The sequence below is a fragment of the Colwellia sp. BRX9-1 genome, assembly GCF_014077195.1.
Lineage (GTDB): Bacteria > Pseudomonadota > Gammaproteobacteria > Enterobacterales > Alteromonadaceae > Colwellia_A.
The window spans coordinates 144,894-164,747 of the sequence record NZ_JACGVM010000003.1 but is presented as its reverse complement, the minus strand read 5'-3'; the positions used below and the strand labels follow the sequence as shown (position 1 = coordinate 164,747).

Sequence of the window (19,854 nt, the reverse complement as noted above, 5' to 3'; positions counted from 1 at the left end):
ATCTGAATAAATATAAGGTTGCAACAGTGTTTGATAAGTCCTCCAAAGAACAGGTGTTTAGTCGTTACAATCGTTCTGTTTTGGCTGTATTTATCGTAATAACATTGATTGCTATGTCGATAGCGTCTTACCGATATTTTATTGAGTTAGATTCATATCAGGCACGAGAACTTCGCACCTTAACTACACGTGCTAAGCAGTTAGAAAACACCTTGATTTTGGGGTTGAAAAGTATTGCTGGCATTAAAAAATTTGCTAATTATCATCTTTCTTTCCCCGAAGAGTTACTTGCTACAACCCCGCCACTTGAACAAGACGGTAATGAATTCTATTTAAAGAAAAATAGCCGAGATTCTTTTGCTCATCGAAAAAATTACCGAGGAAGTATAACGGGTATCGGGCAGGTTGCTGATTTTGATGAGTTACAAAAGCAAGAGCTGGCAATGGCAAATGCGTTAACGCCAGCATTTATTATTGCCAAAAATTCAATTAAAGAATCTAATTGGTTTTATTACATCTCTTTAAATCAATTTGTTAGCCTATATCCTTGGATAGGGCGTGATAGTTGGCGGTTCTCAGAACATAACTTAAATAATGACAATATCAATAGCATTAAAACGCTATTGCCTGGCGACGACAATTTCTTTTGGTCACCACCTTATTTAGATTCAGCAGGTAAAGGCTTGAGTGCTTCGTTAGGCACCGCTGTCTATCGTAATCGATCACTCGCTGGCGCGGTGCTAATGGACTTTAGTTTATCAAGTTTGAGTGATGGTTTGCCTGATATTAGTAAACCTAATCAAGCGTTAATATTGCTTGATGAAAAGAACAATATTCTCATCCACAAAACGGCTGATAATCAAGCCTTATCAACCAAGCTGACTTGGCAAGATATTGCACCAAAGCAATTAGAAAGTTATTCCTATCAGCGCATTAATCAATTACCCGACAGTCACAAAGAGGGCACTTGGCTCATTCAAAAATATCAACTACCTATTAATGGTTGGGTTCTCCTTAAGTACCAACCTTATCAAGAATTTACTGCCTCTATTTTTAATCGATTTATCTTGATGCTGGTTTTGTTTTTTGTCGGGCTATTTGCCTTTATGAGTATCATCTATATCGTAACGCGCAAAACCTTTATGAAGCCCACTAAAGAATTTATTAATCATATTGAACATTGCTCGCATGGTGATCCAGGTAAAGTAAAACCTCCAGCGGACTGGTCATATTGGTTTAAAATTGTTGAAGATATTTTTGGACAAAATCGTACTTTATTGCAGCAAATGAAAGATCAAAATGTGATTCTTGATACGCGTGTTAACGAAAAAACCCAAGCGTTACGCCTTAAGAGTGAACAACACCAACGTGACTATGCTTTGCTGCGTTCGGTGATGGATGCTATTCCTGATTACATCATTTTTAACGACTTAGATGGCACCATGATGGGGTATAACAAAGCGTTTGAAAACTTTGTTCAAGCAGGCTCACTAGATTTAATTGGTAAGTGTAGTAATGAAGTAGTCAGTGTCGAGTTAGGTCAGTCATTAGTCGCTATGTCTGAAGCGTCATTAACACGGTCAACAGAACAAGGATTAGCAGAGGTTGTTGAAACACCGGCTAATACTTATGAGGTGTTTAGTAACCAGTTATATAGTCAAACCGCTGAAATTGTTGGCACTATCAATTTAGTACGTGATGTTACCGCGCAGTATTCGGCGAATGTCGCTTTGGAACAAGCAAAAAACCAAGCTGAATATGCTAACCAAGCAAAAAGTCAGTTTTTAGCTAATATGAGCCATGAAATACGCACGCCGATTAATGCGATTAAAGGTATGCTATTTTTATTAGCCAGAACACGTTTAACGAATGAACAGCAGCAACATATATTAAATGCTGAAGGTGCATCTGTGTCCCTTTTACATTTGGTTGATGAAGTGCTTGATTTAGCCAAAATAGAATCTGGCAATATGTCTGTTATAAAAATGCCCGCCAGTATTGACAAAATAGTCGACCAAGCCGTTAAACTTAATATCGGTATGATCAGTGAAAAACAATTATCTCTAAAGATAAATATTGCGGTTGATGTGCCAGATATTGTCTTAACTGATGATATGAGATTGGTGCAAGTACTAACAAACTTACTTAATAATGCGATGAAGTTCACCCACCAAGGTGAAATTTCACTAACAGTTGAAAAAGTTAATACGGGCAATGATGCTGCAGGCACCACCTTTGATGACTCACCGGTATTAGTACGCTTTATCGTTGCTGATACAGGTATAGGTATAGCTCAAGAAAAACAAGGTCACTTATTCGAAGCATTTCGTCAAGCAGATGAATCGATGACCCGCGAATATGGTGGTTCAGGATTAGGGTTATCTATTTGTCAGCAAATTATCAATCTTTTATCGGGTGACATTTCCTTGAAAAGTGACTTAGGTAAAGGCACTAGCTTTACTTTTGTTTTACCTTTTAACGTTGTTGAAAATAAAGCATCAAGCAAAAAATCAGCACTGACCTTGTGCAGTTATTCTCAAGAATTATCTGAATCGTTAATAGGTCATCTAGCGGGTTCTCAAATAAGCCATGTTAATATCACGGCGTTATCGGAACTCGACAAATATAAGAACAATGAAAATGTAGTGCTGATTATTGACGAACAAAGCATTAATAAATATCCAGAAAAAATATATCAAAGCTGTCTTGATAACCAGATTTTATTAGCGATAAGTCATCCAATGGCTAAAGGTATTTCCAGTGAAATCATTGAACGTATTGAGGCATTAAAACTTTCTTATATCTTGCTAGAAAAACCACTTTATCGAAGCTTTATCAGTAAGCTATTTTCAGTCATAACAGCTAGAGAGCTTGCGGCTGAAGCAGCTATTGACGAATCGATTCCTTTGCAAAGCCTGTCGCAAGATATTGATAATTTAAAAGGTATTAATGTTTTATTGGTTGAGGATAATTTAGTTAATCAGTTGGTGGCAAAAGAGCTATTAAAAACGATGCAAGCCAATGTCATTATTGCGGGTCATGGTAAAGAAGCGTTGGAAATATTGACCGATAAGCAGCACCATATTGATGTTGTGCTTATGGATATTCAAATGCCGATCATGGATGGTTTAACAGCGACTAGGCAAATACGCCAACAAAAAGAATTTCATAACTTACCCATTATCGCGATGACGGCGCACGCCCGTGAAGAAGACAAGCAGAGAAGCTTAGCAGCGGGTATGAATAAGCATATGGCAAAACCTATCAGTGCTGAATTACTACTTTCGAGTATTTTAGACGTGCTTAATTAATTGCAATAACTCATCGTTATTCACATTAATAACAGCTCGGTGTTATGGTTCCTTACCCACTACAGTCGTATTATTAAGGTCTGTTTTTAATGCTCGCTTTACCTTTTTATGGAACCGCTCTGCTGTGTAATGCCCGTTACCTACCGCTAACTCTGAAGCGGGAGCTATTTCTCCTAAAGGTAAAAGCCTAGGCCCTGTTGGCTCTGCTAGCACATACGATATGCCATCAATAACAACTGTTTGATCATTTGCTTGCACAGGCATTTGAATACCGAGTAAAGCGTGATTATCAATAAAGACTAGAATCATTTTTATACGTGGCATTAGGCTACGTAAAATTGCCGCTGTTAACGTGACTTTACTGTCGCAATCACCTTGGTTTTCCCATAATAACTTTAATGGTGGATTAAAACCTGCTCCAGAGGCGGTTACTCTTGATTCTAAAGTTGCATAGGGAATACTTTGTATAAATCCTAAAACATAGTCGGTAACTTTTCGAATGTTTTTTATTGAAAACTTTTTAAGAATAATAGGCTTTACCGGCTTTAAATCAATGCTGGCAATATTTGCAAATCGTCCATGGTCTGGTTTTACCGCGTTAATTTGATCATGAGTTATAAATTGATGATAGTAATTATCTGCTAAATATTGATCACTTAACGCTTGCTTTAACTCATAAACTCTAGCGTAGGCGGCATTGATTGTTTGGTTGTTTCGTCCTTTTATGACAATTTCATCATTTGTGGAATTTTTATTAAAATCAATCATTACCCCACGGATAGGCTCTGCACGTAATTTCTTTTGTAGGGCATTATTAATTGAATATTTTGCCATATCAGCTTTAAATACTTTGAAGTTTCTAAAACGATCGAATATTGCTTTTTTAGCCAGTAAAAATTGTAGGCTTTGTGTTTCACCCTGATAATCAAGCCATTGATAATTAAATTGGTAATTATCTCCTTTTTCTACTTTTGAAAAGGCGAGTTGCTCGGCTAAGGCCAAAGAGGGCATTAAACAGCAAAGCGTTATGCATAAAAATTTAGTTAACATAGGAGAAGTCATCGAAAATAATCAAACCACTAGCAAAGATATTACCTATGCTAACATTAACGCATTTTTACTTTTCATACCAATCAACAAAAGATGACTTAATATTTATCGTTGACGCTTTACTTTTAAGCAGATTTTGCTATATTCAAACGCATGTTTGAAATGATTGTTTCAAAAGTTAAATTACAATGTTATTTGTCGTAACATTTAAAAATATTAGGGGAATACCGTGGCTGATTATCAAGCACCATTAAAAGATATGAATTTTTTGTTATATGATGTTTTTTCAATGGAAGCAATGTGGCAGTCAATGCCTACCTTATCAGAGCATGTCGATCGCGAGACCGCGCAAGCCATCTTACAAGAATGTGCAAAAATAGCTGAGCAAGAAATTGCCCCGCTTTCACGCCAAGGTGATGAAATTGGTGTAAGTTTCAATGAAGGTAAAGTAACAACCGCTCCAGGTTATAAAGAAGCATTTAAAACTTACGCTGATGGTGGTTGGACAGGCTTAGGTGGCGAACCTGACTTTGGTGGTATGGGTATGCCTAAAGTGATCACGGCATTACACGAAGAAATGCTCTGTTCAGCAGATATCGCCTTTTCATTATATCCAGGGCTAACCGCTGGCGCTGGCTTGTCGATTGCTAAGCATGCGACAGACGAATTGAAAGAGCGCTATTTAACACGTTTGTATGCAGGCGACTGGATGGCAACCATGTGTTTAACTGAGCCTCATTCTGGTACTGATTTAGGATTGATTTACACTAAAGCTGTTCCTGAAGACGATGGTAGCTTTGCCATTAGTGGTACAAAAATATTTATTACTGCTGGCGAACACGATATCACTGAAAATATTGTCCATTTAGTATTGGCGAAATTACCCGGTGCGCCAGCCGGCCCTCGTGGTATTTCATTATTTTTAGTCCCTAAATATCAAGTCAATGACGATGAGTCATTAGGTGATTTTAATAATGTGAGCTGTGGTTCCATTGAACATAAAATGGGTATTCACGCTTCAGCAACTTGTGTAATGAATTTTGATAGCTCAAAAGGTTACTTAGTTGGCGAAGAGAATAAAGGCTTAGCCTGCATGTTCACTATGATGAATTTTGAACGTATTGGTGTTGGTATTCAAGGTATTGGTGCGGCAGAACGTTCTTACCAGAATGCTTTAGAATATGCAAAAGAACGCTTACAAGGTCGTTCATTGTCAGGCGCTAAGTATCCAGAGAAAGCAGCTGATCCTATCATTGTTCATGGTGATGTACGTCGTATGTTACTTAACATGAAGGCATTAACTGAAGGTTCACGCGCATTGTCTACGTACATTTCAATGACACTGGATATGGCAACCTATGGCGAAGGCGAATTAAAAACTAAGGGTGAGAGTTTATCAGCTTTAATGACTCCTTTAGCGAAAGCCTTTTTTACCGATTTAGGTCTTGATAATACCGTTGCAGGTCAACAAGTCTTAGGTGGTCATGGTTATATCCGTGAATGGGGACAAGAGCAGCTGGTTCGTGATGTTCGTATCGCGCAAATATACGAAGGCACTAATGGCATTCAAGCGATGGACTTATTAGCAAGAAAAGTAGCCGCTAGTAAGGGCGAGTTAATGCAGACTTTTATCAATGAAGTGAACACTTACATTGAACAAACTTCTGCCGATAACATGCAAGAATTTATTCAACCTTTAAAAGATGCCAATATTGATTTAGCTGAATTAACTCAGCATATCCTTAAAGCAGCGCAAGGGAATATTGAAGAGTTAGGTACATCGGCTAACGATTACCTGCATGTATTTGGTTACACAGCAATGGCATTTGTTTGGGCTAAAATGGCTGAATCCGCTTTGGCTAAAGAAAGTTCAAGCGATGAATTTTATGAAAGTAAAATAAAAACAGCACGCTACTACTTCGCACGTTTGTTACCACGTCGTTTGTCATTGACTGCGTCGATAAAAGCTGGTTGTGATACTTTGTTTGATATTGATGAAAGCTTATTCTAGTCAGCTAAAGTAACATTAAATAGCATGATAAAAAAAGCGCTACCATTTTATGGTAGCGCTTTTTTATTGATCTCACAGCGACCCTTTTTGATTACGTCATTCTATTGATCTTATAGTGACCTTTGCCATTCTAATGATGTTTTAGCGCCTCTTTTGTGGTGACGAAATTCTATTGATCTTACTGCGACCAAAGATTAAAAAATATAGGTGGTACCAAATATCGCTACTTGTTCTTTTTGAATATTATTAATAGGTAAATTGTTTGTAGAATCTTCATGAGCTGTTGATGTTAACCCTCCGCTCACATACCAGTTATTGTTTATTGAATATTGACCTAGAATACCAAACCTAGCATAGGATTTTGCGCCGTTAATATCTCTGGAAGATACTTCGCTTGAAACAAAGTCATTACTGTAAAACTGGTAGATTGAGTGATCACTTAAAGACTCTATTTTTGCAGTAACAAGTAAGGCAAAATTTTCTTGTTGTAGTACTCGGTAACTGCCTTGAATAAAAAAAGTCTGTTCATTAATTTGATCAAGCCCCTGGTGTGAAAAACCACTTTGGGCACTAAAAGCTTTATTATCAAAAACGATCGCTATTTGGTGAGTTTCAGATTTGTTGATTAATCGTGTCTCAGATGGGGCAGTGGCTTTGCTTGTCAGAGGGAACCCTATGGCTTCTAAATCATAACCTTTATCTAAAGCCTCAAAAATTACCGCCGAATTGGCCCAGTCACTAATTAAGGATCCCTCTATAGGGCTTGGTACTATTTTTTCATCGTCGTAGGCTTGTGCATTAGGTAATACACTTAAGGTAAATAGTAGTGATAGCATCCATTTTATCAATATTTTCATGAGATAACCTATTCCAAAAAATTAATGTTTTTATTATTTTAATTAACTTTTACTAGATGTTAACTATAGGCAAGTATTGAAAAAAAGGCGTTATATTTAGCTTAAATACCACTTTATATTGCTTAATATTTGATTAGTCGAAGAATTAACCTTGTTCAACACAGTACAAAAAACAACGAGAGTATTTAGCTTAATAAAATATTGAGTGTGAAATAATTGGCTTTAATGACCCTATTTATTTGTCTTTTATTGAAGGTAATGTCGAAGCGCCTCGAGTGAAGTTGTCTTTAGCCTATCAAAAAATAGCGGTTACTAATCGATATGACGATCCTTGGCAAGGGTTCAATCGACGTATGTATGACTTTATGCAAAAACAGACGAATACATACTTTACCTGTTGTTGCTGGTTATAAAGCGATAACACCTGACTTTGTTGAAAGAGCGGTTAGTATTTTTTTACAAACGTAGGAGAGCTTTCTGTTTTTATCAACGCACTTTTACAAGTAAACCTAGTGTTGGCGTTGAAACTCTTGGTCGTTTTGCGGTAAATACCACTCTTGGTATTTTTGGTGTATTTGATGTAGTAACGAAAATAGGTCTAGATAAACAAAATGAAGACTTTGGTCAAACACTGGGTTTATGGGGCATTGCCCCAGGACCTTATTTAGTTTTGCCTATACTAGGCCCATCTTCGTTACGTGATGCTTTTGGGGTAGGAATTGATATGCTTGCCTTGCAAATCGTTATTGATGAATTAGATGCCAGTGGTGATAAAGAGATATTACTGACTTTTTTACGCAGTATTGATATGAGCGTTTAAAAGTTCTTTATATGAAATATAGAGAAATTCAAATAGCCCGATAATTTCCATTAGATAAATAATAGCTGTTTACCCCCATTTTAGTTAATAAAAAGGAATTTTGTTGTCGAACATCTATAAGGTATACTGCGCCGATATATAATAATTAGGATGTAAATTTGTTAGCCATAATTCGCTTTATTGTCATGACACTAGCTTTAGTCTTTATTTGTTGTGCTGCTTGTATTTATAGTATTTTACGACCCTTTCATCGTAATAATGTCTATCATACCTCACATTATCTGAGTAAGGTCTCTACACTTTTAGGCCTAACTATTGAGGTTAGAATACCAGAAAGTATTAAAGATATTGGACCAGCAGTTTATATATGTAACCACCAAAATAGCTACGATATTTTTACTGTTAGTGCAGCTGTTCAGCCTTCTACTGTTAGTGTTGGCAAAAAAAGTTTAAAGTGGATCCCTTTTTTCGGCCAAATGTATTGGTTAACGGGTAACATTTTAATTGATCGTTCAAATTCAAGTAAAGCCATTAATACCATAGCGTTAACTGCAAAAAAGATTACTGAGAAAGAGTTGTCTGTGTGGTTATTTCCAGAAGGAACTAGAAGTAATGGTAAAGGTTTACTGCCTTTTAAAACTGGCGCATTTCGAACAGCGCAACAAGCAAATGTACCTATTATTCCTGTTTGTGTTAGTAATTTACACGGCAAGATAAAATTAGGTCGTTGGAACAACGGTAAATTGATTATTGAGCTATTAGAGCCTATATATTTTAATAACCAAGCTAAAGAAAGTATTAGAGAAGTCGCTAACACCGCCCATAAAAGTATGCTTGTGAAAATTGCTGAGCTCAGTAAAGAGTCTGGAAACGAGCTAATCCTAAAAAATAAAGTTTAAAAATAGAGATCATGATGATAGATGAAGATTTGCAACAATGGCAAGATCACACCAATAATTTAGTGAATGCCCTTATCGAAGATGGTACCAACGAAGAGGTACATCACACTATTGAGCATCATTTTTCTAGTACAGATTTTGATCTGCTAGAAAAAGCGGCTATTACCGCTTTTAAAATGGGTTTAGAAATAGAAGACCCTGAAGAAGCCGAGCTAGAAAATGGTGATAAAGTTTTTGCTTTTGATATTATTACTGAACAACCGCTCGATGAAGAGATTATTTTCGAAGAGACTAAAAAAATGTTTGAGTTAGCCAGCCTTTGTAAAGTTGATTATGATGGTTGGGGGACTTATTTCGAAGAATAACCGTTAAAGCTTAATTAATAATTTTAAAGGACTTACTGATGGGATGGTTAGAAACACTACTTAATCCGGCAACACTCGCATTATTAATACCCATTATTGCTATTGTTGGCGCCTTTTCTGTTAATGCATTGAAAGCGCATCATAGGCACCAAGAGCGAATAGAAAAAATTAAGCAGGGTCTTGACCCTGATAGCTAATATTAATAATTTAATATGCTCAACCTTAAAACCTAAAAAAGCAAAGTCTTAGCACTTTGCTTTTTTAGTAAATGAGATAATACTTTTAAAAACGGTATTCGGCGCCAGCTTAGCAATAAATGCTTTAGTGATTTTCTTCGGTGTTTAGGCTTAAGCGAATGATGTTATTATTTACTTTTTCGAATTGAACATTAAAGTTGTTTTTTAAAGATTCAAGTAGCCCATCGATATCGTTAGCTTTAAAGTAGCCTGATACTTTTGTTTGGTTGAGTTTACTATCAATGATTTCAAACTTTATGGTGGTATAGCGACTAACTTCAGTTAAAGCTTCATCTAAGGGTTGACCATTAAAAACTAACATACCTTGTTGCCAAGCGAGTACTCGCTGAATTTGTTCAAAAGACGTGCTTTTATTTGCAGTGAAGGCACTATTTTCTATGGTGGCAATTTCACCTGACGCAATCACTACCCCAGGCAAATTTTCTGTTGTTAACCTTGTTTGTTGTTTAACTAATTTATCGATGGGCTGGTATGACTCGGTAATTAAAACACGGCCTTTGGTCACAACAAGCTCGATATTTTTGTTTGATTTTTTTTCTATATTAAAAATGGTCCCTAAGGCGGTAAATGATCTTTCACCCACCATGACCATAAAGGGTCGACTTTTATCTTTAGTAACATCAAAGCTCGCTTCGCCTTTTATAAGCGTTAATAAGCGCATTTTTTTTGAAAAATTGACTTCGATTAGGCTATTGGTGTTGAGCTTAACTCTTGAACCATCAGAGAGCGAGAATCGAGTCTGCTGACCAATGCCAGTTTGCAATGTGCTTACTTCCACAAATTGTTGTTCATTATCGTTTTTAGTAAATGTTGTGATGTTATTAACTAAGTTACTGGCAATTATCAATATAAATGCAATGCTTGCTAACATGGCGTATTTAACAAACCTTGGGGTGACGTTATTATAGCGAGCCATTATTATTCTTATTATTATATTTTGAAAATAATGTAGGTTAAAAAACAAACAATAACAACAAGGTCAAACTCGTCAAATATAAGATACTTTATTGGATTCTTCACTCATTATAACTTGTGTCTCTAATCGCAAAAGTGGCAAAGTAACACTCAATAAAGAAGGTAGAATTGATTGATTAGCAGGTCGTGTCGCCTTTAATATAACTTTACCCCGTTTATAAGTCTGAACAAAGGCAACAGCAGGGGTTAACTTATGGCGAGGGCACAATCAGTGGTTATTTTATTCAATTTTTCACGATCCTTATGTAACAACTGATAAAGGTTAAGCTGATTTTTAGCACGTTCTACATTATGACTTCGATGCTTAACATGAAAGTAATTATCTCCATCTAGATAATCAGTTAAGAATCGAACGCCGAGCATAAAAGGTAATAATTGTGCGCCAATTGTTAAGCTTTGTCGTTCAAGTGCCGACATTTTGTCACCAAAAGCTTCTATGTAGCCTTGCGCTAGCGCGCTGTAAATATCAAATCTAACGGCCATCTTTGTTAAATTTTTGCCATCTTCAGGTAAATTTGAACAGCAAGTTCTTACCATGTCACCAAAGTCATGCATAAGATATCCTTGCATGCAGGTATCTAAATCAATGACAGCAAGTGGTTGGTTGGATTTAGTACAAAATAATAAATTATTAATTTTAGTATCGTTATGGGTAACTTGCAGCGGAAGTTGTTGGGTAAGGCTAGCGACTTCATCAATAAAAACTTGCTGTGCAAAACAAAAATCAACGAGTGCTTGGCATGAAGATAAACGCTGCTTAGCATTGGTATTGACTACCGTTTTTAAATCATCCATTCGTTTAGATAAATTATGAAAGTCAGGAATGGTTTCGGTTAATGATGTTGCAGAAAAATCACTTAATGCTGCTGTAAATTGCGCAAAAGCTGAGCCAACCTGCCGTGCTTGTACGGGGTTTTCAACTTCTTCAACAGTAAAACAGTTCGGTATGTAGCCAATAGCACGCCAGTACTCTTTGTGTTCATCAATAACAAAAGGTTGTTTATCGATAGTTGGTATTTGCCATATTGGCGATAGCGAATATAAATTCTGCTGCTTTTTTGCTAATAAATGTTGGTTAATCAATTCCGCATTATTAATGACGTCTTCTGGCTTTTTGAAAACGTTTTTGTTTATTCGTTGTAAAACAAAATTATCGTTAATATTCCGCACTAAGTAAGTGCTATTAATTAAGCCATTCCCTAAAGGAGATACGCTACATTGATCAACAGAACATCGATAGTTCGTTAGCACTTGTTTTAGGGAGGTGTTATTAACAACTTTACTCATAGTTATTTACTGCTAGTGTTTAGTTTTGAAAAATAAAAAACAAAATAGTCCTTTATTTTAAAAGGCTTTAGTTAATTTTATCAAGATGAAATCAGGCGGTATACTAATAGAAAGTTATAAATATGGGAAGTTAAAGCTTTAGCATTACTCATATTTACCGTAAGTAGGGGGTGGCAACTAACTTAATAGGGTACTAATGCAAAATAGCAGTCACCAATTGGCCATTCTTTCTGTAAATGATAACGATAATAGCACACTTATCTTATTATCATCACAAGTTGTCTTGGTAGCAAACTATTGTAAATGTTTATTATTTTTCAATTTGACTCTGCGCTGGAAAGAGTAAAATAAATCGTGCACCTGATAAATGAAGACCTGCAATGACTTTAATGGTGCCTTGATGCCAGTCCATCACTTTAGCGCTAATAGCAAGCCCTAAACCAAAGTGTCCTTGCTCTCGTGAACGTGAACTATCAAGTTTTATAAAAGGTGAAAAAATGACGTCTCGTTTATCTTTTGGAATACCCTTTCCGTCATCTTCTACCGCAATGAAAAACCCTTGCTGGGTTAGCTCTACCGATAATATGACTTGTGAATTGGCATGCTGAATAGCATTACTCACTAAGTTTAATGCGGCGCGATAACACCAATGAAAGTCTAAAGAATAGAATTTCTCTATGTTTAATGACTTGCAAGTTAATTTAATATTATGTTGTTCTGCTAATGATTGACAGTCGCTGGTCACCAGTTCAATGAGATTATTGACATCAATTAATTCGGTATTTAAATGAAAGCTTTGTCGTTCCATACCCGCATAGTCAAGAAAAGCAGTTGTCATATCTTCCATGCGGGTCAATTCGTTTTCCATACGCAAAAGATAGTTGTTTTTTTTGTTTAAATCATCACAGTCTAATGCGGCTTCAACGCCAAATCGCAGGCATGACATAGGTGTGCGAATATCATGGGAAATACTGCGGGCAAGAATTTTATTGTCAGCAACCAATTTCTCTATGCGCGCCGCCATATTATTAAAGCTGCTTTCTAAGGTATTTATATAAGATAAACGGTTATAAGGAACACGTATTGATAGATCGCCAGCGCCAATTTTAGCAGCGGCAAATGTCAGTAAATAAAGGCGACGAGTTAATGGCAACAGCCAGAGCAGTAAAATACCACAAATGCCTAGATAGAGGATCAAGGTGAAAAGTAGATTTTCTTGTTCATTTTCTGGCACCATCGGTGGTAATTGTAAATGTATCAGCGTTTGTGGATACAAGGATATCTTTCTTAATAAATAAGCATCATCTTGAGAAGCGAGTAATAAACCACCTGATTCTGAGAGTTGTGCCAGTAAAGAGGGTGGCAGAGCAATGTTATCGGTACTTTCAAGTGAAACATTGACTTTAAAGTTCTTTGCTAATTGATTGGTTTTTTCTAATAATTCATCAGCTTTTATGCTTGATAACTGTTGCTCAAAACCATCAATGAGTTTCTGGTAAACCACTAACTCTGTATTTTCATGTTCATTACCTTGTTTAGCGACCAGTTTATCTAGTCCCCAACTTATAATGAATAATGCCCCCAACACGGCAACTACCATACTGATATACAAGCGTTTCATTTTTTATTCAGCCCACGCATCGGCCACAAATAAATAGCCTTTACCCCAAACAGTTTTAAATTTTTGTGGTTTTTGTGGATCGTCTTTAAATATTTTCCGTAGTGTTGAAAGCATCACATCAAAACGGCGATCTTGTCCGTCATATTCGCGACTTTTTAACGCTTTAAATACGGTGTCTCTGTCAACAACTTCGCCAGCATGGCTAGCAAGAAAAGTTAAAAAGGCAAATAAACTGGTCGATAATTCCACCTCTTCATTTTTATAGGTGACTCGCTTAGCTTCACCATTAATAATGAGTGAACCGAAGGTTATTATTTGCGTAGATGATTCGGTTGGAGCGCTATGCTTAAGCGCACCCGTTATTCTCGCTAGTAGGGCACGTGGACGAACAGGTTTTATTACGTAGTCATTAGCGCCGGCCTCTAAGCCTATAACTTCATCAAACTCATCCGCTCTAGCGGTGAGCATTATTATCGGTAACTGACTTTCCTGGCGAATCAATCGGCATACTTCAATACCATTCAAGCCAGGTAACATAATATCGAGCAATACCAATTGTGGTTGAAATTTTGCCATGGCGGCCATGACTAAGTCACCACGAGCGACATGATCAACAATAAAGTTTTGTTCGCGAAGATACTCACAAACCCAATCAGCTAAGGTTAAATCATCTTCTACTAATAAGATTCGACTGGTCATTTTTTTATCCTTATTACATCTGACGTTAGCATTAAAATATACGCCAGCGACGTTTTCTTGGGGTTGCTTCGTGCACCCAGCTTACTTCTACTGCGGTTTCTGCAATAACTTGCTTGTCTTTAGAGGACATCAGCTGGAATTCAATTTTCTTATTTGATTCAAAATTAAAAATAATTTCGTTGCCATTGCTACTTTTCCAGCATTTTATGTTTTGCTGAACTGTTCGTGCTGTTTTTTCTTGTTTAATCAATAGACAATAATCTTGCTTAATATCGCTAGTCCAATTTATTTTTACGTTAGCGTAGCAGGTTCTACCATATCGCAAAGCAATACAGTTAGCTGGCTGTGCTGAAAAGCTTACGTGATTTTCTGGCGATTTTTCCAGCTGTTGATCTTGTTTCTCCTGCGTTATTTCTGCGGCGACACTAGACGTCAAACCCGCGAATAAACAGCTTAATAATAACCACTTTTTAGCATGTCCTTTGCTAAATTTAAAAGACATAAAGTACCCCTAACATCACTTGTGTTAAGTGTTGCTGGCCAATCAGAGGGCTGTCATTATAAGAAGCAGAATAATAACTTTGAGTTACACCGCCATTAAACGACCACTTTTGAGATATAGGGTAGCGAGCAAATACTTCTAATTGTGCTTTATAACTGCTACCGGGTTTATAAAAAGAACGCATATCTGAAACTTCATTTTTATTAACACCGACAAAGTAATCAGTCACTTGTGCTGAATAGTGGGTAAGACCTGCGCCAAGATAAATGTCCCAATTTCTATAGGGAAGCAACTTGCTATAAAAGATATCAGCCACCCAGCCATCGGTGATAAGTGCGGCGACATCGACCGATAAAATAGCATCGTCATAAAAGTGGGAATAACGAAAACCTAACCCTTCACCCGAGTCTCTTTCTTGTAAACCGAGTAAGGTGGCGATACCAGAGTCGCTATTTTTTATTAATTCTTTAGGCTGATAACCCTGTACATAAGTTTTGGTGATAATATCGAGTTCCCAATTGTCTTCAACAATGAGTTCGTAGCCTATTTCACCTCCTAGCGTGACAGCATCAGAGCGACGATGATTTGATTGGATAAAAAAACCTTTGTAATAAACATCAAGTAACAGTGAAATATTAAGGTAATCTTCAAATTCTGATGGCTCAACCCCCATTAATTGACTCTGTTGGTAAATACCTGAGATCCCACCCATAGCTTGCCAGCTGAATGTTTTATCAAAGACCGTAGTTTCATTTTCATGTTGTGGATCAGCAGCTAAAGCGGGTACTGATATAAATGTCAGTAATAAAAAAAAGAGTTGATAGGTACTTTTTATTAAGTTTTTACTCAACATAATTTGCAGCCTATTAAGCGATCGGTCTTTGGAAGATGATTGTTCATGATTCTTCGATAAATTCTTATTATTTTTTATATAACTAAATGTTAACAAATGTAAGCAAGTTTTGTCAGACATATGCGTTTGAAAAATGTTTAAAAATTGTAAGCAAGTAAATATGTATAACTATCGAGTAAAGTAAAATTGCTACTTAGCGTCTCAGCAGTAAATCAAAAGCAACGAAGGGTAAATCCGTATACTAATGGAATGAAAGAACGGTACATCCTCGCGCAGAACTGTCATAAAAGTCTTTATATTCAGATGTTTATTACCCACTTTTTACTTTTTTTTGTTTTAGGCTAAGGCTTTATTTATGTAGCCTTGTATCCTTAGGTGTTATTTCTTTAGTGAAAATACAAAGTTAACACTACTTTTTATAAATTTGTCTAGGTGAATATAGTGTTAATCGCTTAAAATAAAAAATAATATAACCACTGTACCAGCGAAGATATGATTTCTAGCCGTAAAAAAAATGAAGCAGAATTAGTTTTAGCATTCAAATCCTTATTAAAAGATCAATGCTACGGTTCACAAAGTCAGCTCGCTGAAGCTTTAGATAAGCAAGGTTTTAAAAACATGTCACAAGCGAAAATATCTCGTTTGTTGTCAAAACTTGGCGCAGTTAAAATGCGTAACGCCAATACTGAAGTTGTTTATATTTTACCTGATGAGCTTGCAGTACCTAAATCAAAGCAATCTATTCAGTCAGTTGTGGTCAGTGTTAAGCATAATAATATGCAAATAATTTTGAAAACCGGTATTGGTGGTGCGCCATTGATTTCGAGAATGCTAGACAGTTTAGGTGAACCCGCCGGAATTTTAGGCACATTAGCTGGCGATGATACTATCTTTATTGCCCCGATAGATATTAATAGAATCGATGAAATCACCCAACAAATTAAAGATTTATTAGATGTATAGTTAACTAGGTTGACTTAGCATAAAAGAGGGCAACAATTATGTTGCCCTCTTTTATTTTGTGTTGTTTAATATTTTCAATACGTTAGTTTATGTGACACTGATGTTGTCATATGACATTTAGGGGTACTGTCACCTCAATGACGCAGACTTTATTACCGAAAAAAGTTTTACTGGCCTCACACCAATAAGACTAACTAAGGCAACATCATGGAAAATAATGCAGAAAACACGACAAAGAAAAACACAGAAAAAAATATACCACCGAATATGACAACGGCTAAACAAGATTTGGAAGGTACGATAAGTTTTCGCAAGGGTTTCAACTATAGCTTTATTGAAGGTGACCATACGATTTACTTAAATTGCTCAGCGGTTAATGGTAAAGAGCGACTTTATGTTGATGATGTATTAGTCTCTGGAAAATGGTCGTTTAGACGTAAATCAATTCATTATTTTTCTATTGGTGGAGACTCTTATGAAGTTGAATTACATGTTGTTAATATGTTTACCGGTGAAACTCACTGTACGTTAATCAAAAATGATGTCCATGTAAAAACACTTAAAAAAGCGCTAAAGAAAAGTCTTCAACTCAGTAAAGATAAACTCTGGTGGTTCATCCCAAGTTGCTTTGTAGCCGGTGCACTTTGTGGTTTTTTAGCCGTTAACGTTTTATTTATGTTGTTTGGTGAATAAGATGGATGTTAATGCCAAAAAAATTAAAGAGCTTCGCACGGCCAATGGCTGGACCCAACAACATTTAGCTGATGCCTGCGCTATTAGCTTAAGAACGGTGCAACGCGTAGAACGTTACGGTAATGCTTCTCAAGATACCGTACTTGGACTCGCGTCGGTTTTTGAAATAACACAAACTGAGATAGTTTTACTTGAAGCGCTTGATGAAGCGTTTTCAGATGAAGAAGACAATAGTTTTAACCCAAATATGCAAATATTATTTGCGGCGTTATTTGGCGCAATGGCTGGTGCACTCATCATGTTTTTCGTTAAGTAATTACCAGCAGATAAAAAGGATCACCGATCCTTTTTATCTGTGATCTTCATTTTAAAGACAAGAAAAAATCCAGCGAGTCTTACTATAAAAATCTGCTTCAGGGGTCAATAGTACATTGTCGATAGAGCAGCCCTTGTGAAAACTATTAGCGCGTTGGGTTTCTAAACAAAGTGCAGCGCGTGACTGGTAACGGCAATGGTCTTTACCTATTTGGCTACCGTCAATATAATTGGCGGTATATAAAATTAAGCTAGGTTGGTCTGAATAAATACTTAGGCAACGGCCAGAGGATTTTTCGACAGCTTGTGCTGCAAGCACTTCTCCCCCTAAAGACTCTTTATTTAAAAGCCAATAATTGTCATAACCCAAGCCAATTTTTATTTGTTCATCTTCACCGTTAATTTCATCGCCCAAAGTGCGTAGGTCTGCAGCGTTGGTAAAATCATGAACCGTTCCAGCAACGGGGCTTTTTTCACCTGTCGGATAGACACGTTCACACATAGGTAAAAAATGGTTAGCATTAATATAAACTTGATGATCTAAAATATTACCACTGTCATGGCCAGCCAAGTTGAAATAACTGTGTTGCGTTAAATTGACTATAGTAGCTTTATCGGTGTGGGCAAAATATTCAAGGGTGAATTGGTTATCGTCATCTAAAGTATAAATTACTTTGAAAGTAACGGTGCCGGGAAAGCCTTCTTCGCCATCGGGGCTAGTATAAGTGAGCACTACACTTGCCGAGCTGTTATTTTGAAATGTATTGGCTTGCCACAATTGCTTGTTAAGGGCTTTTTTTCCTCCATGAAGTTGGCTGTCAGGAGCATTTAAGGTCAGCTGAAAAGTTTCATCAGCAATACTGAAAGTCCCTTGCTCAATTCTACCGGCGTAGCGACCAATAATGGCACCTAGATAATAAGGGTCGTGTTCGTAGCTTTCAATGTTATCGTAACCTAAAACGATATCAGCAAAAATACCTTTGCTATCTTGTGTGTTAATGGCGGTGATTATGCCGCCAAAGTTAGTGATACTGATCTGAGTCCCACGGTTGTTTTGCAGGGTAAAAAGTTGTGTCGATTCACCACTTGATAATTGACCGAAATCAGCGCTTGTTAGTCGCCTAACGTTACTTTTATTGACTAAATGTTCTTTCACCAAAAATCTCCCTGCATATACCGCTATATTCTCATCAATAGATCATATTGAAGCTAAGTGTTTAAGCAAATAAAAATTGTAATGTTTTTCGTTCGCGGTTTGGCGGTTAAATAAAAATATATCAGTATTGCATAAATTTTTATTTATAATTTATTTTTCAATAGCTGGTTTTATTATTAAAGATAACTTCATTAATAGCAGCCAATTTTGGCTGCGTTGAAAAGGTAAGTCATGTCACATAGTCAAATTAAGTTAGCGTGTTTGTTCAAGCCACTGCTTTGGGGATATTCCCAATTTTTTTCTAAACACCCGTGCTAATGCCGAGCCATTTTCATAACCAACTGCATTAGCCACTAATGCCACAGATTTATCTTGTTTTAATAAGCCTTTAGCCACAACAATACGCCAATCAATTAAATAATCTCCAGGGCTTTGACCAACAGTACATTTAAAAATATCTGCAAATTTTGAACGGGACATCATTGCAAGCTCAGACATTTCTTCTAAGCTCCACTGATGCTGTGGCGCATCATGAACAGCTAATAATACCCTCGATACTTGAGGGTGGGCTAATCCTGCGAGTAATCCGTGCTGCATAATATTGTTATCGAGTACATGGCGAAGTACATGAATAAGAAAGATATTGGTTAACGAATTAATCATAGGAAGTCGTCCACATCGTTCGTGAAACGCTTCTTCGAATAACCAATCTGCAGTTTGTTTCAGTTTTTCGTCTTCGCCAAGTGTAAAGGACATTCTCGTAGGCAGAGCATTAGCAATGGGATTAGAGGAACTTTCGTTATAGATGATGTTAGCGCAAACTAATTCAGGAGGATTATGCTCACTACCAATAATACGATGAGCATGAGGTGTTGGGAAAAATAACACGGTCGGTTCATTAATTAATTGAGGTTTACCCCGCTCATCAATCAGCGTTAACTCTCCACTGCGAAGTAAGTGCAAGTGTCCCTGATTTTGCTCGCGATTAAAATTACTAATACCACATAAATTTCCGGTAAAGAAAACCTCAGTATTCATCGAAAAGCGTTGCAAGATGACTGAAAGTTGATCCATTTTATCTCTCTTTATACCTATTCTGGACGATAGGGTTCAAAGTTAGGACTATCTCATTCCTTTTAGGTAATTGAAAGGCCTATATTATCAACCAAGGAAACATCCTTATTAATAAACAAACTTTGAACATGACAGAGTAAAAATTA

At 36.7% G+C, this 19,854-nt stretch carries 20 protein-coding genes; 10 read left to right on the top strand and 10 right to left on the bottom strand.

Annotated elements, in window-relative coordinates; genetic code table 11:
* Positions 1-26 precede the first annotated feature (26 nt).
* The gene (locus H4J76_RS20140; RefSeq protein ID WP_182230208.1) at positions 27-3,311 is read left to right on the top strand and encodes an ATP-binding protein; all 3,285 of its coding nucleotides are present in this window, start codon (positions 27-29) and stop codon (positions 3,309-3,311) included.
* A gap of 42 nt (positions 3,312-3,353) precedes the next feature.
* Here the strand turns inward: H4J76_RS20140 and H4J76_RS05090 are convergent, their stop codons facing one another.
* Positions 3,354-4,361 (bottom strand): hypothetical protein, encoded by a 1,008-nt coding sequence (locus H4J76_RS05090; protein ID WP_259368932.1) that lies wholly within the window; start codon positions 4,359-4,361, stop codon positions 3,354-3,356.
* Positions 4,362-4,590: 229 nt separating this feature from the next.
* Between H4J76_RS05090 and H4J76_RS05085 the strand changes: the two genes are divergently transcribed.
* Positions 4,591-6,372, top strand: coding sequence for an acyl-CoA dehydrogenase C-terminal domain-containing protein (locus tag H4J76_RS05085; RefSeq protein WP_182213733.1), 1,782 nt, complete (start codon positions 4,591-4,593; stop codon positions 6,370-6,372).
* A gap of 194 nt (positions 6,373-6,566) precedes the next feature.
* Here the strand turns inward: H4J76_RS05085 and H4J76_RS05080 are convergent, their stop codons facing one another.
* Positions 6,567-7,229 carry a hypothetical protein gene (locus tag H4J76_RS05080; protein WP_182221746.1) on the bottom strand — a complete coding sequence of 221 codons (663 nt, stop codon included), beginning with the start codon at positions 7,227-7,229 and terminating at the stop codon, positions 6,567-6,569.
* A 239-nt stretch (positions 7,230-7,468) separates the two neighbouring features.
* Between H4J76_RS05080 and H4J76_RS05075 the strand changes: the two genes are divergently transcribed.
* The 5 genes from H4J76_RS05075 (at position 7,469) to H4J76_RS05055 (ending at position 9,510) form a co-directional block, all read left to right on the top strand.
* Positions 7,469-7,642 (top strand): hypothetical protein, encoded by a 174-nt coding sequence (locus tag H4J76_RS05075; RefSeq protein WP_182221747.1) that lies wholly within the window; start codon positions 7,469-7,471, stop codon positions 7,640-7,642.
* A 20-nt stretch (positions 7,643-7,662) separates the two neighbouring features.
* Positions 7,663-8,049: an MlaA family lipoprotein gene (locus tag H4J76_RS05070; protein ID WP_220465260.1), complete on the top strand. Its 387-nt coding sequence runs from the start codon at positions 7,663-7,665 to the stop codon at positions 8,047-8,049.
* Between the two features lie 158 nt (positions 8,050-8,207).
* Positions 8,208-8,948, top strand: a complete 741-nt coding sequence (locus H4J76_RS05065; RefSeq protein WP_182213730.1) for a 1-acylglycerol-3-phosphate O-acyltransferase — start codon at positions 8,208-8,210, stop codon at positions 8,946-8,948.
* A gap of 11 nt (positions 8,949-8,959) precedes the next feature.
* Positions 8,960-9,313: a ribonuclease E inhibitor RraB gene (rraB, locus tag H4J76_RS05060; protein WP_259364676.1), complete on the top strand. Its 354-nt coding sequence runs from the start codon at positions 8,960-8,962 to the stop codon at positions 9,311-9,313.
* Between the two features lie 38 nt (positions 9,314-9,351).
* Positions 9,352-9,510, top strand: a complete 159-nt coding sequence (locus H4J76_RS05055) for a hypothetical protein (protein WP_182213728.1) — start codon at positions 9,352-9,354, stop codon at positions 9,508-9,510.
* 124 nt (positions 9,511-9,634) lie between these two features.
* Here the strand turns inward: H4J76_RS05055 and H4J76_RS05050 are convergent, their stop codons facing one another.
* The 6 genes from H4J76_RS05050 to H4J76_RS05025 all read right to left on the bottom strand — a co-directional run bounded on the left by H4J76_RS05050 (position 9,635) and on the right by H4J76_RS05025 (position 15,507).
* Positions 9,635-10,486: a FecR family protein gene (locus H4J76_RS05050; RefSeq protein ID WP_182230207.1), complete on the bottom strand. Its 852-nt coding sequence runs from the start codon at positions 10,484-10,486 to the stop codon at positions 9,635-9,637.
* A 245-nt stretch (positions 10,487-10,731) separates the two neighbouring features.
* Entirely contained in the window at positions 10,732-11,832 is a 1,101-nt protein-coding gene (locus tag H4J76_RS05045) for a phosphotransferase enzyme family protein (protein ID WP_182221750.1), read from the bottom strand.
* A 310-nt stretch (positions 11,833-12,142) separates the two neighbouring features.
* A complete protein-coding gene (locus tag H4J76_RS05040) occupies positions 12,143-13,453 on the bottom strand; it encodes an ATP-binding protein (RefSeq protein ID WP_182221751.1) in 1,311 nt (436 codons plus the stop codon).
* 3 nt (positions 13,454-13,456) lie between these two features.
* Positions 13,457-14,152 carry a response regulator transcription factor gene (locus tag H4J76_RS05035; RefSeq protein ID WP_182169277.1) on the bottom strand — a complete coding sequence of 232 codons (696 nt, stop codon included), beginning with the start codon at positions 14,150-14,152 and terminating at the stop codon, positions 13,457-13,459.
* A gap of 31 nt (positions 14,153-14,183) precedes the next feature.
* Entirely contained in the window at positions 14,184-14,654 is a 471-nt protein-coding gene (locus H4J76_RS05030; RefSeq protein WP_182213721.1) for a DUF3019 domain-containing protein, read from the bottom strand.
* Positions 14,644-15,507 (bottom strand): MipA/OmpV family protein, encoded by an 864-nt coding sequence (locus H4J76_RS05025; RefSeq protein WP_182213719.1) that lies wholly within the window; start codon positions 15,505-15,507, stop codon positions 14,644-14,646. Before H4J76_RS05025 ends, H4J76_RS05030 begins: the two co-directional genes overlap by 11 nt.
* Before the next feature lie 492 nt (positions 15,508-15,999).
* Between H4J76_RS05025 and argR the strand changes: the two genes are divergently transcribed.
* The 3 genes from argR (at position 16,000) to H4J76_RS05010 (ending at position 17,479) form a co-directional block, all read left to right on the top strand.
* Complete coding sequence (gene argR / locus H4J76_RS05020) at positions 16,000-16,470, top strand: transcriptional regulator ArgR (protein WP_070375764.1); 471 nt, start codon at positions 16,000-16,002, stop codon at positions 16,468-16,470.
* Between the two features lie 207 nt (positions 16,471-16,677).
* Complete coding sequence (locus H4J76_RS05015) at positions 16,678-17,163, top strand: hypothetical protein (RefSeq protein WP_182230206.1); 486 nt, start codon at positions 16,678-16,680, stop codon at positions 17,161-17,163.
* A 1-nt stretch (position 17,164) separates the two neighbouring features.
* Complete coding sequence (locus H4J76_RS05010) at positions 17,165-17,479, top strand: helix-turn-helix domain-containing protein (RefSeq protein ID WP_182230205.1); 315 nt, start codon at positions 17,165-17,167, stop codon at positions 17,477-17,479.
* 51 nt (positions 17,480-17,530) lie between these two features.
* Here H4J76_RS05010 and H4J76_RS05005 read toward each other — a convergent pair whose 3' ends face one another.
* Positions 17,531-18,634, bottom strand: coding sequence for an aldose epimerase family protein (locus H4J76_RS05005; RefSeq protein ID WP_182230204.1), 1,104 nt, complete (start codon positions 18,632-18,634; stop codon positions 17,531-17,533).
* Positions 18,635-18,886: 252 nt separating this feature from the next.
* The gene (locus H4J76_RS05000) at positions 18,887-19,708 is read right to left on the bottom strand and encodes an AraC family transcriptional regulator (RefSeq protein ID WP_182221754.1); all 822 of its coding nucleotides are present in this window, start codon (positions 19,706-19,708) and stop codon (positions 18,887-18,889) included.
* Positions 19,709-19,854 lie beyond the last annotated feature (146 nt).

What these genes read in the sequence shown, in the direction of transcription:
- H4J76_RS05090 (WP_259368932.1), bottom strand. Translation starts at nt 4,361, where the DNA reads ATGTTAACTAAATTTTTATGCATAACGCTTTGCTGTTTAATGCCCTCT.
- H4J76_RS05080 (WP_182221746.1), bottom strand. Translation starts at nt 7,229, where the DNA reads ATGAAAATATTGATAAAATGGATGCTATCACTACTATTTACCTTAAGT.
- rraB (WP_259364676.1), top strand. Translation starts at nt 8,960, where the DNA reads ATGATGATAGATGAAGATTTGCAACAATGGCAAGATCACACCAATAAT.
- H4J76_RS05055 (WP_182213728.1), top strand. Translation starts at nt 9,352, where the DNA reads ATGGGATGGTTAGAAACACTACTTAATCCGGCAACACTCGCATTATTA.
- H4J76_RS05050 (WP_182230207.1), bottom strand. Translation starts at nt 10,486, where the DNA reads ATGGCTCGCTATAATAACGTCACCCCAAGGTTTGTTAAATACGCCATG.
- H4J76_RS05045 (WP_182221750.1), bottom strand. Translation starts at nt 11,832, where the DNA reads ATGAGTAAAGTTGTTAATAACACCTCCCTAAAACAAGTGCTAACGAAC.
- H4J76_RS05040 (WP_182221751.1), bottom strand. Translation starts at nt 13,453, where the DNA reads ATGAAACGCTTGTATATCAGTATGGTAGTTGCCGTGTTGGGGGCATTA.
- H4J76_RS05035 (WP_182169277.1), bottom strand. Translation starts at nt 14,152, where the DNA reads ATGACCAGTCGAATCTTATTAGTAGAAGATGATTTAACCTTAGCTGAT.
- H4J76_RS05030 (WP_182213721.1), bottom strand. Translation starts at nt 14,654, where the DNA reads ATGTCTTTTAAATTTAGCAAAGGACATGCTAAAAAGTGGTTATTATTA.
- H4J76_RS05025 (WP_182213719.1), bottom strand. Translation starts at nt 15,507, where the DNA reads ATGTTGAGTAAAAACTTAATAAAAAGTACCTATCAACTCTTTTTTTTA.
- argR (WP_070375764.1), top strand. Translation starts at nt 16,000, where the DNA reads ATGATTTCTAGCCGTAAAAAAAATGAAGCAGAATTAGTTTTAGCATTC.
- H4J76_RS05015 (WP_182230206.1), top strand. Translation starts at nt 16,678, where the DNA reads ATGGAAAATAATGCAGAAAACACGACAAAGAAAAACACAGAAAAAAAT.
- H4J76_RS05010 (WP_182230205.1), top strand. Translation starts at nt 17,165, where the DNA reads ATGGATGTTAATGCCAAAAAAATTAAAGAGCTTCGCACGGCCAATGGC.
- H4J76_RS05000 (WP_182221754.1), bottom strand. Translation starts at nt 19,708, where the DNA reads ATGGATCAACTTTCAGTCATCTTGCAACGCTTTTCGATGAATACTGAG.